This window comes from Streptomyces mesophilus (assembly GCF_011044995.1).
Taxonomy (GTDB): Bacteria; Actinomycetota; Actinomycetes; order Streptomycetales; family Streptomycetaceae; genus Streptomyces; species Streptomyces mesophilus.
On sequence record NZ_JAAKZW010000260.1, the window covers coordinates 1 to 10,652 of the forward strand.

Sequence of the window (10,652 nt, forward strand, 5' to 3'; positions counted from 1 at the left end):
CGCGTGTGGTGCTCGGTGAGCTGGTGCTCAGGTGGTGCCGGGTCGCATTGAGTACGGGTACTCATGTGGGCGGTGGCCGGTCGGCCGCATCGTACGGGCATGAGATCAACACGCTTCCCGAAGAGATCCCTCGCGGCGGCCGCGCTCGGCGGCATCCTCCTGACCGGCCTCGGCGCGGCACACGCCACCGCCGCTCCGGCCCCCGTCACCGGCACGACCGTCGTGACCGACCCTGCGGAGACCCGGTTCCTCGAACTGGCGGACCTCATCGCCCAGAGCTGCTCGCTCGCCTTCCCCACCGGCTCGGCGGGCGTGGCTGCGACCGCCACCGCCACCGTCGTCCCGGTGCCGCTGACCGCGGAGGAGCAGTGCGCCGCGCAGCGCCACCAGTCCCGGATCAGCAGGGCCTTCTCGGGGACCGGCACCCCGTCGTACGAGGCACTGCGCGACAAGCTGACGACCCTGCGCTACCCGGCCGCCCGGATCCACCGCATGCCGGACTTCTCGGGTGAGCCGGTGGTACGGATCGACCTGCGGGTGGGCGCCGACCACCTGGCCGTGCAGGTGACCGACATCGGCAACGGTGTGATGGTCGAGGCCTTCGGCGCTCCGGACGGCGTGAGCGTCACCGAGGTCCGCGTCGAGCGGCAGGTGGACTGGCCCACTTCCTGAGCCGTGTGCGCCGGGTGCCGGGCGGCCGCGGCCGCCCGGCACCCGGCGGGTCATCGACTCAGTGCTCGCAGAGGGAGAACTCCCGCTCGTAGACCTGCTCGTTGTGCTCGTCGACGAAGAACTTCCGCTCCTGCATGAGCTGTTCGCGATAGCCCTGCGCCTGCTCCAGCGTCATGGTCGAGGTCTCGGACCACGGCTGCTGCGGGGGTACGTCGGAGGTCGAGACGATCGTCTCCGACGGGTCGACCAGGAAGAACGCCAGAATCTTGCGATGCCCCGGCCGGGTCGGGTCCGCGAGCCGGAACGAACCGACCCGGTGCTGCAGGATGTTCGGGAACGCCAGGCAGCGGCCCGCCGGGGTCGACGCCGAGCCGAGTACCTGGTTGAGCGCCTCCTCGTTCTCCAGGCCGTAGACCTCGCGTATGCCGTTGTCGTCGTTCTGCTCGTAGTCCGGGTCGTCGACCGCCGCGCGGAAGCTGAGCCGGCTCTCGGTGATGTTCTCGCAGTCCCAGTAGTAGAGGGCGGTGGAGACGATCCGCTCGTTGAGCATCCCCTCGACATGCCACGAACCCCCGTTGTACTCGGGCTTGTCCGGGGTCAGATGGATGGTGGCGAGCTTGACGATGACCTGGAGGCGGCGCCCGCGCAGGGCGATCGGGACGAAGTCGTCCGGCAGCGTGGGCGCGGTGAACTCCGGGGCGTCCGGGACGACCGGGCGACGGTTCTCCCACCAGTCGTCCTGGGCCGCTTCGTGGGCCTGCACGGCTTCTTCGTACGCGGCGTCGTCGCCGTAGTCGTCCTTGTCCGGGTACTCCGGCTCCGAGTCGTACCACGCATAAGGATCCGCCTCGATCCGCAGCGGCAGCGGGTAGCACGCGTCGGTGAGCACGTTCTCGAAGAGCGGGAGCACCCGCGTGAGCAAGTCCGGCAGTACGGCGGCCAGTTCGCGATGCCGCTCGGGATGGACGTTGTTGACGTACGAGAGGAAGGCGGCCTTGCCGTCGTCGTCGATCTCGACGTCCGTGGGCAGCCACTGGAACCGCTCCGAGAACTCGTGCTTCGAGTAGCTGTTCGTCGGATTCCGCCAAGCCCGCTCAGGGGCGCCGCTCACCTCGCGCACCAGACAGAACAGCGAGGGATGCACCAGATCGAGCACCTGGCCCCCGGATCCGGGATGCCAGTCGAGCTCGTCCTCGGGGACCTCTTCGAGAACCCGTACCGCCTCGCGCAGTTGGGACCCGAGCGCGTCGTCGACCAGGGTGTCCGACTGCCACACCCCGTCGACGGCGGACACCTCGACGCCGGTCCGCCGGTCGCGCAACCCGGCGTAGTACTCCAACTCGTCGAGCACATACCGCACTTGTGCCTCGGTGAGACCCTGGGCGACCGCTTCCTGCGTCCACTTGGCGACGATCCCCGGGTCGTTCATCTTGTCGAACCACCCCGGCTTCGCCCGCAGCTGGGCACTGCACTGCATCATCTCAAGCTCCCGCAACGTCCGGGGACTTGAGGTCGATCGGAAACGCGATGCTTGAAAAGGCAACGGAAAAGCAGACAGGCCAGTCACTTCTCTAGATCCTCCGTGTCGGCGTGCGGTGCCCGGAAGAATATGCGAGACGACTGACACGGCCGCCGTACGGAGTCCCGTACGGCGGCCGTCGAAGTCAGCGGGTCAGTTCAGCACTCGATCACGTTGACCGCAAGCCCCCCGCGAGCCGTCTCCTTGTACTTGACCTTCATGTCCGCGCCCGTCTCCTTCATGGTCTTGATGACCTTGTCGAGGGAGACCTTGTGCGAGCCGTCGCCGCGCATCGCCATCTTCGCGGCCGTGACGGCCTTGACCGCGGCCATGCCGTTGCGCTCGATGCACGGGATCTGGACGAGGCCGCCGACCGGGTCGCAGGTCAGGCCCAGGTTGTGCTCCATGCCGATCTCGGCCGCGTTCTCCACCTGCTCCGGGCTGCCGCCCAGGACCTCGGCGAGCGCGCCCGCCGCCATCGAGCAGGCCGAGCCGACCTCGCCCTGGCAGCCGACCTCGGCGCCGGAGATCGAGGCGTTCTCCTTGAAGAGCATGCCGATCGCACCGGCGGCGAGCAGGAAGCGGACCACGCCGTCCTCGTCCGCGCCCGGCACGAAGTTCATGTAGTGGTGCAGGACGGCCGGGAGCACGCCCGCGGCGCCGTTGGTGGGAGCGGTGACGACGCGGCCGCCGGCCGCGTTCTCCTCGTTCACGGCCATCGCGTAGATCGTCGTCCACTCGCCGCGGTGCAGCATCGGGTCGCCCTCGGCCCGCAGCTGGCGGGCCTGGGCCGCGGCGCGGCGCTTGACGCGCAGACCGCCCGGCAGGATGCCTTCGCGGGCCATGCCGCGCGAGACACAGGCCTGCATCACGCGCCAGATCTCCAGGAGGCCCTCGCGGATCTCCTCCTCCGTACGCCAGGCCTTCTCGTTCTCCAGCATGAGCGAGGAGATCGACAGGCCCGTCTCGCCGGCGAGACGCAGCATCTCGTCGCCGGAGCGGAACGGGTACTTCAGAACGGTGTCGTCCAGCTTGATCCGGTCCTCGCCGACCGCGTCCTCGTCCACGACGAAGCCGCCGCCGACCGAGTAGTAGGTCTTCTCGAGGAGCGGCGCACCGGTCGCGTCGTACGCGAAGAGCGTCATGCCGTTCGCGTGGTACGGCAGCGAGCGGCGGCGGTGCAGGATCAGCTGGTTCGGCTCGTCGAAGTCGATGACATGGGCATCGCCTATCTCGGCGCCCATCAGCCGCAGCTTGCCGGTCGTACGGATCCGCTCGACCTCGTCGTCGGCGCTCTCCACGTCGACCGTACGAGGGGAGTGGCCCTCGAGACCGAGCAGGACCGCCTTCGGGGTGCCGTGCCCGTGCCCCGTGGCGCCGAGCGAGCCGAAGAGCTCGGCGCGCACCGAGGTGGTCTGGGCGAGCAGACCGTCCTTCTTCAGCCGGCCCACGAACATACGGGCCGCCCGCATCGGGCCGACCGTGTGCGAGGAGGACGGGCCGATGCCGATGGAGAAGAGGTCGAAGACGGAGATTGCCACGGTGGCGGACTCCCTTGTCTGCTCGTGGGGTGTACGAGGGCGGTGCGTATGCGGGTGCGTACGAGGTGCGTATGTGCGGATTGTGTCCGACAGACGAGCCTAACGCGCCATGGCGGCGGACTCGTCTGCCGGAGGTGACCATCGGGTCACAGCTGCTGTCAGGCCTTGACGAGCTCGCGCTCGACGGACGCTTCCGTCACGGGTTCCTCGGAAGGTGCGTCCAACACCGGGTCCGGACCCGGCAGCCCCGCCATGTGGGCCTTGATGCCGGAGCGTACGGCCCAGAAGTAGAAGCCGAGGGCCGAGACGCCGACCAGCGCGATGGCCACACCGCCCGGGATGTACCCGGCGCCGCCGAACTCCTCGCCGCCGATCGCCGAGAGCGTGCCCAGCCAAAGCAGGAAGGAGATCAGCCACCAGGCCGGGGCGAACTGCGCCCGCAGATTCTGCTCGCCCTTGCGCTTGAGGACCACCGCCGCGATCGGGGCGGCGACCAGCGTGAGCAGCACGACCTTGCCGGTGTCCGGCCACTTCGTCCAGTACAGGGCGCAGGCCGCGAAGGCGAAGGTCAGCGGGCACAGGATCCGCGCGGCCGGCAGGCGGAACGGGCGCGGCAGCTCGGGCTTGGTCTCGCGGAAGACGCCGACGGCGATCGGGCCGATCAGATACGAGACCACCATCGCGGCGGAGACGACCGCGGCCAGCGCCTCCCAGCTGTGCCCGACGGTGAAGAGCAGGATCAGCGAGAAGCCCAGGTTCAGCCACATCGCGGGACGCGCGGTGCCGTACTTCGGGTGCACCTCGCGGATCTTCTTCGGGAAGAAGCCGGTGTCGGCGAGGTTCTGCGCCATGAACGAGGCGGAGGCGACGTTGCCGATGTTCGCGCCGGACGGCGAGATGAACGCGCCGAACTGCAGCGTCATCACGACCCAGTGCAGCGCAAGGATCTTGGCCAGGTCGGCGAACGGCGAGGCGAAGTTGATCCCGTGCCAGCCGCCGGCCGAGGCGAGCTGCTCGGGCGGTACGGAGCCGATGAAGGCGATCTGCAGCGCCAGATAGATGACGAGACCGAGGGAGAGCGCGCCCACCAGGGCCAGCGGAATCGCGCGGCCCGGGTTCTTGGCGGCGCCGCCGAGGTTCACCACGGCCTGGAAGCCGTTGAACGCGAAGACCACACCGGAGGTGGTCACCGCGGTCATCACCGCGGACCAGCCGTTGGGCGCGAAGCCGCCATGGTTGGTGAAGTTGCCGGTGTGGAAGCCGGAGGCGATGAGCGCCACCACGGCGAGCACCGGGATGGCGAACTTGACCAGCGTGAGCAGGTTGTTCGCCTTGGCGAGCAGCGCCACCGACCAGTAGCAGGCCAGCCAGAGCAGGACGGTCAGGGCGAAGGCCATCACCATGCCGGAGGTGGTCAGGCCCCCGTTCTCGACGAGCCCGCGCGCCCAGCCGAAGTTCCACGAGGACATGTACTGCGTGGAGGCGATCGACTCGATCGGGATCAGGGCCGCGATGGCGATCCAGCAGGCCCAGCCCGTCATGAAGCCGAGCACGGGACCGTGCGAGATCGAGCCGAAGCGCGCCATGGAGCCCGGCAGCGGATAGGCGGCACCGACCTCCGCGTACGACATGGCGATCATGCCGATGAACACGGCCCCGATCACCCAGGCGATGATCGCGGCGGGGCCCGCGACCGCGGCGGCCTGGCCCGCGCCGAAGAGCCAGCCGGAGCCGAAGATCGAGCCGAGGCCGATCATGATCAGGGCGAAAAGACTGAGGCCTTTCCTGTTCGCCGCGCTCATATCCATGGGGTGCGTGCCGTTCTGGTCGGTCGGTGGATGTCCTTATCCAGAACGTATGTGCGCTGACGTGCGCAAAGCTCCGCGCTTCGGCAGGTATGGGCGGGCCGTAGGTCACGACGAAGGGCCCGCCCTGTGGATAACTCCACGGGACGGGCCCAGAAATCAGCCCCGCCGGCGTTTGAGGCGCGGGGCCCGGGGCGGAGCCCCGAGTCCTACAGCGACGGATACAGCGGGTGCTTATCGGCCAGAGCCACCACACGCGCCTTCAGAGCTGAGGCATCGTACGAAGGCTTCAGCGCCTCGGCGATGACATCCGCGACCTCACGGAAGTCCTCGGCGTCGAAGCCGCGCGTCGCGAGCGCCGGCGTACCGATCCGCAGGCCGGACGTCACCATCGGCGGCCGCGGGTCGTTCGGGACCGCGTTGCGGTTGACCGTGATGCCGACCTCGTGGAGACGGTCCTCGGCCTGCTGGCCGTCGAGCTCGGAGTCGCGCAGGTCGACGAGGACCAGGTGGACGTCCGTACCGCCGGACAGCACGTTCACACCGCCCGCGCGGGCGTCCTCGGAGGTCAGACGCTCGGCGAGGATGCGGGCACCCTCGATCGTGCGCTCCTGGCGCTCCTTGAACTCCGGCGAGGCCGCGACCTTGAAGGAGACCGCCTTGGCCGCGATCACGTGCTCAAGGGGACCGCCCTGGAAGCCCGGGAAGACCGCCGAGTTGAGCTTCTTCGCGAAGGTCTTGTCACGGGACAGGATGATGCCGCCGCGCGGACCGCCGAGGGTCTTGTGCGTGGTGGACGTGACCACGTCCGCGAACGGAACGGGGTTCGGGTGCAGGCCCGCGGCCACCAGACCGGCGAAGTGCGCCATGTCGACCCAGAGCAGCGCCTCGACCTCGTCCGCGATCCGGCGGAACTCGGCGAAGTCCAGGTGACGCGGGTACGCCGACCAGCCGGCGATGATCACCTTCGGGCGGTGCTCCTTGGCGAGCCGCTCGACCTCGGCCATGTCCACCAGGCCGGAGTCGTCCACGTGGTACGGGACCACGTTGAACTGCTTGCCCGAGAAGTTCAGGCGCATGCCGTGGGTGAGGTGACCGCCGTGCGCCAGGTCCAGGCCCAGGATCGTGTCGCCGGGCGAGGCGATCGCGAACAGCGCGGCCTGGTTCGCCGAAGCACCCGAGTGCGGCTGCACGTTGGCGTACTCGGCGCCGAACAGCTCCTTCACACGGTCGATCGCGATCTGCTCGGCGACGTCCACGTGCTCGCAGCCGCCGTAGTAACGACGGCCCGGGTAGCCCTCGGCGTACTTGTTGGTGAGGACCGAGCCCTGCGCCTCCATGACGGCGACCGGAGCGAAGTTCTCCGAGGCGATCATCTCGAGCGTGGACTGCTGGCGCTTCAGCTCGGCGTCGACCGCGGCGGCCACGTCCGGGTCGAGCTCATGCAGCGACTGGTTGAGAGAAGACATACGTGCAGCGCCTCAGCTTCCGGTGGTGAGCGCGGTGTACTCGTCCGCGGACATCAGGTCGCCCGGCTCGGCGCTGATGCGCACCTTGAACAGCCAACCGCCCTCGAACGGGGCCGAGTTGACGAGCGACGGGTCGTCCACCACGTCCTGGTTGGCCTCGACGACCTCGCCGGTGACGGGCGCGTACAGGTCGCTGACCGACTTGGTCGACTCCAGCTCGCCACAGGTCTCACCGGCGGTCACGGTGTCGCCGACCTCGGGGAGCTGCACGAAGACCACATCGCCGAGCGCGTTCGCCGCGTGCTCGGTGATGCCGACCGTCGAGACGCCGTCCGCGGCGGCCGACAGCCACTCGTGCTCCTTGCTGTACCGCAGTTCCTTGGGGTTGCTCATGGCCTGAATTCTCCTGTACGCGAGGGAGTGCTGATCTCAGTGAGATGCAGTTGCTTGCTGGGGCTTACGGGGTTCACTTCTGGCGCTTGTAGAACGGCAGGGCGACGACCTCGTACGGCTCGTGCGTGCCGCGGATGTCCACGCCCACGCCCTTTGTACCGGCCTCGGCGTGCGCGGCGTCCACGTATGCCATCGCGATCGGCTTGCCGAGCGTCGGGGACGGGGCGCCGGAGGTGATGGAGCCGATGACCTCGCCGTCCGCGACGACCTGCATCTCGGCGCGCGGCACACGGCGGCCCTCGGCGATCAGACCGACGAGCTTGCGCGGCGGGTTCTGCTCGGCGCGCTCGGCGGCGGCCGTGAGGGCCTCGCGGCCCACGAAGTCGCCCTCCTTCTCGAACTTCACGACCCGGCCCAGACCCGCGTCGAACGGCGTGAGCGAGGTGGACAGCTCATGCCCGTACAGCGGCATACCGGCCTCGAGGCGCAGGGTGTCGCGGCAGGACAGACCGGCCGGGACAAGGCCGTACTCCTGACCGGCCTCGGTCAGCGCCTGCCAGACCGTCTCGGCGTGCTCGGGCTTGAGGAAGAGCTCGAAGCCGTCCTCGCCGGTGTAGCCGGTGCGGGCGATCAGCGCGGGTACGCCGGCGACCGTGCCGGGCAGACCGGCGTAGTACTTGAGGCCGTCGAGGTCGGCGTCGGTGACGGCCTTGAGGATCGCGGGGGAGTGCGGTCCCTGCACGGCGAGCAGCGCGTAGGCGTCGCGGTCGTCGCGCACCTCGGCGTCGAAGCCGGCCTGGCGCTCGGTCAGCGCGTCGAGCACGACCTGGGCGTTGGAGGCGTTGGCGACGACCATGTACGCCTGGTCCTCGAGGCGGTAGACGATCAGGTCGTCGAGAATGCCGCCGTCGGCCTGGCAGATCATGGTGTAGCGGGCGCGGCCGACACCGATCGAGCCCATGTTGCCGACAAGCGCGTAGTCGAGCAGCTTGGCGGCCTCCGGGCCGGTCACGGCGATCTCGCCCATGTGCGAGAGGTCGAAGAGACCGGCCTTGGTGCGCACGGCGTTGTGCTCGTCACGCTCACTGCCGTACCGCAGCGGCATGTCCCAGCCGGCGAAGTCGGTCATCGTGGCGCCGAGCGACCGGTGAAGGGCGTCGAGGGCGGTGAGGCGGGGGGCGTTGCTCATCAGAAGGGCTCCCAGGGCATGACTGGTGAGGATGATCCTCCCCATCTGTCATAAACCTGAGAGGTTCACCACGCTCCCGCGTAACGCCGGAAGTGGCTTGCACCTTGGGTGGAGCCGCACATCAAAGGAGCGGCTCGCTTTTCAGAGTTGCCTCGTCCACGCGGTACGGGGCCTGAGAGATTCAAGGGAGGGGCTTGCTCCTTCGGCGCCCGGATGCTGGGCATCCAGGACTCTCCCGCGTGGCTTCGAACGGCCGGTATGCAGTTGGCGCGCACATCATTGCACGTCCCTGGGCACCCGTACGACGGGTGCGCGGGAGCGGCTCCCGGACGGGATGCGGCCGGGCGTTCGGGAGGCCTGCGGACGGGCTCGCGGGCGGATGCGGAATGCGGTCGTGGCAAACCCGGTTCACACGCATTACCGACTCTTTACACTCGGGAGGGCAGAGTGCGAGGACTGCCTCTCGGTCCCGATGGAGTCGGCTGAGAAGGGATAACCGGATCCGTGGAGGGCAGGCCCCAGTCGACCGAGGGGGAGGACGATCACCGTGCAGCACAGCAGCGCATACGTCAGCAATGGCGTGGCGATTCCGCAGCAGGCAGGACCGGCCAGACGGCTTGCGGTCGTCCGCGATACGGAACCGGCGGTCGTGCGCGATCTGCGCGGCCGCACCGCACCCGGCCGTCTGCTCTTCGGCCCCGGTGATCTCGTCGTCGTCTCCGGGCTGCCCGGCAGCGGCAAGACCACCCTGATCCAGCGCGCGGTGCGCGCACCCCGCCTCGACTCCCAGGACTCCCGCGACCGCTGGGCCGCCTTCATGCCGCGCTTCCTTCCGTACGCGGTCTACCGGCCGCTGGTCAGGATCGCCCACTACGCCCGGCTGCGCCGCACCCTGCGCTCGGGCGCCGAGGCCGTCGTGCACGACTGCGGCACCCAGGCCTGGGTGCGCCGCTGGCTGTCGCGCGAGGCCCACCGCCGCGGCACCTCGCTGCACCTGCTGCTGCTCGACGTCGACCCCGACATGGCTCTGGCCGGCCAGCGCGACCGCGGCCGCGGGGTGTCCCGCTATGCGTTCACCCGCCACCGCGGCGCGGTGGGCCGCCTCGTCCGCGACGCCGAGAAGGGCGAGCTGCCGCCGGGATGCGCCTCGGTCGTGCTGCTCGACCGCGAGGCGGCGGGCGGCCTGGACGTGGTGGGGTTCCGTACGGCCTGAAGCCGAGTGCGAACGCGACGCACCCCGCCCCGCCTCCATCGGCGGAACGGGGTGCGCTGTGCGTAAGGCAGGTGTCGTCAGGCAGGTGTCACTTGCCGAACGGCAGCGGCAGACCACCCGTCGGCAGCCCCCCGAGCGGCAGACCCGTCGGAAGTCCGGTCGGCAGACCCGGCACCGGCAGGGGCAGCGGCAGCGGGAGCGGCGGCACGGCGCCCGTCGGCAGGCCGGCCGGCGGAGTGGCGGGCTTCAGGAGCAGGTCCGTGAGCCCGGGCAGCAGCTTCGTCACGTCGCCGAGGCCGAGCTTCTCCAGGATCGGGCCGAGCCCGACCTTGACCAGGAGGTCCACGACCACCTTGGTCGAGAGCTCCACCGAAGCGGTCAGCTTCGCCAGGTCGCCCTTGGCGGCGGCGTCCACGATCACCTTGACCTGGGCCTCGAGCTTCTTCGTCGCGTCCTCGACCGCTTCCTTCGGGTCGACCTTGGCGGGCGCCTCGGCCTCGGCCACCGGCTCCGGGTCCACCGCTTCGGTCGCCGCGATCAGCTCCCTGACCGCGGTGTCGAGCAGGGTCCGGTGGCTCTCGTCGTACGTGCCCTCGGCGCCGCTCTTCGCGGCCTCGTCGATCGCCGCGTACAGCTTGTCGAGGCTGCGCTCGACGCGGCGCTCGGCCTCGGTGTCGATCGGCGCGGACGCGGACGCGGTCCGGCCCTCGGCGGCGAACGCGGTGCCGGCGCCGACGGCGACCGTGCCGGCGGAGAGGGCGACGGTGACGGCGAGCGCGGTGAGGGTTCTGTTGAGTCGCATGGGGAGTGCCTTTCAAGGGGTGAGCGGGGATCTTCGATGGGGTGGAGCG

At 69.6% G+C, this 10,652-nt stretch carries 9 protein-coding genes and 1 riboswitch; of the genes, 2 read left to right on the forward strand and 7 right to left on the reverse strand.

The genetic code is table 11. The features are described 5' to 3' along the window. Positions 1-99 precede the first annotated feature (99 nt). Complete coding sequence (locus G6045_RS35330; RefSeq protein WP_165336302.1) at positions 100-672, forward strand: hypothetical protein; 573 nt, start codon at positions 100-102, stop codon at positions 670-672. A 58-nt stretch (positions 673-730) separates the two neighbouring features. Here the strand turns inward: G6045_RS35330 and G6045_RS35335 are convergent, their stop codons facing one another. The 6 genes from G6045_RS35335 to gcvT form a co-directional block, all read right to left on the reverse strand. Continuing rightward, positions 731-2,239: a DUF4246 domain-containing protein gene (locus G6045_RS35335; RefSeq protein ID WP_165336303.1), complete on the reverse strand. Its 1,509-nt coding sequence runs from the start codon at positions 2,237-2,239 to the stop codon at positions 731-733. Between the two features lie 110 nt (positions 2,240-2,349). Continuing rightward, positions 2,350-3,732, reverse strand: coding sequence for an L-serine ammonia-lyase (locus G6045_RS35340; protein ID WP_165336304.1), 1,383 nt, complete (start codon positions 3,730-3,732; stop codon positions 2,350-2,352). A gap of 158 nt (positions 3,733-3,890) precedes the next feature. After that, positions 3,891-5,540, reverse strand: a complete 1,650-nt coding sequence (locus G6045_RS35345) for an APC family permease (protein ID WP_165336305.1) — start codon at positions 5,538-5,540, stop codon at positions 3,891-3,893. A 206-nt stretch (positions 5,541-5,746) separates the two neighbouring features. After that, complete coding sequence (gene glyA, locus G6045_RS35350; RefSeq protein ID WP_165336306.1) at positions 5,747-7,006, reverse strand: serine hydroxymethyltransferase; 1,260 nt, start codon at positions 7,004-7,006, stop codon at positions 5,747-5,749. A gap of 12 nt (positions 7,007-7,018) precedes the next feature. Beyond that, positions 7,019-7,399, reverse strand: coding sequence for a glycine cleavage system protein GcvH (gene gcvH, locus G6045_RS35355; RefSeq protein WP_165336307.1), 381 nt, complete (start codon positions 7,397-7,399; stop codon positions 7,019-7,021). Between the two features lie 73 nt (positions 7,400-7,472). After that, complete coding sequence (gene gcvT, locus G6045_RS35360; protein WP_165336308.1) at positions 7,473-8,588, reverse strand: glycine cleavage system aminomethyltransferase GcvT; 1,116 nt, start codon at positions 8,586-8,588, stop codon at positions 7,473-7,475. A gap of 151 nt (positions 8,589-8,739) precedes the next feature. Then, positions 8,740-8,836: riboswitch (glycine riboswitch) on the reverse strand. Positions 8,837-9,129: 293 nt separating this feature from the next. On the opposite strand from gcvT, the gene G6045_RS41000 reads away from it, so the two are divergent. Continuing rightward, entirely contained in the window at positions 9,130-9,801 is a 672-nt protein-coding gene (locus G6045_RS41000; RefSeq protein WP_328708018.1) for an AAA family ATPase, read from the forward strand. Between the two features lie 88 nt (positions 9,802-9,889). Here G6045_RS41000 and G6045_RS35370 read toward each other — a convergent pair whose 3' ends face one another. Then, the gene (locus G6045_RS35370; protein WP_165336309.1) at positions 9,890-10,603 is read right to left on the reverse strand and encodes a hypothetical protein; all 714 of its coding nucleotides are present in this window, start codon (positions 10,601-10,603) and stop codon (positions 9,890-9,892) included. Positions 10,604-10,652 lie beyond the last annotated feature (49 nt).

Bases quoted from the DNA above. Each gene is read 5' to 3' on its own strand.
- G6045_RS35330 (WP_165336302.1), top strand. From the start codon at position 100: ATGAGATCAACACGCTTCCCGAAGAGATCCCTCGCGGCGGCCGCGCTC.
- G6045_RS35345 (WP_165336305.1), bottom strand. From the start codon at position 5,540: ATGGATATGAGCGCGGCGAACAGGAAAGGCCTCAGTCTTTTCGCCCTG.
- glyA (WP_165336306.1), bottom strand. From the start codon at position 7,006: ATGTCTTCTCTCAACCAGTCGCTGCATGAGCTCGACCCGGACGTGGCC.
- gcvH (WP_165336307.1), bottom strand. From the start codon at position 7,399: ATGAGCAACCCCAAGGAACTGCGGTACAGCAAGGAGCACGAGTGGCTG.
- gcvT (WP_165336308.1), bottom strand. From the start codon at position 8,588: ATGAGCAACGCCCCCCGCCTCACCGCCCTCGACGCCCTTCACCGGTCG.
- G6045_RS35370 (WP_165336309.1), bottom strand. From the start codon at position 10,603: ATGCGACTCAACAGAACCCTCACCGCGCTCGCCGTCACCGTCGCCCTC.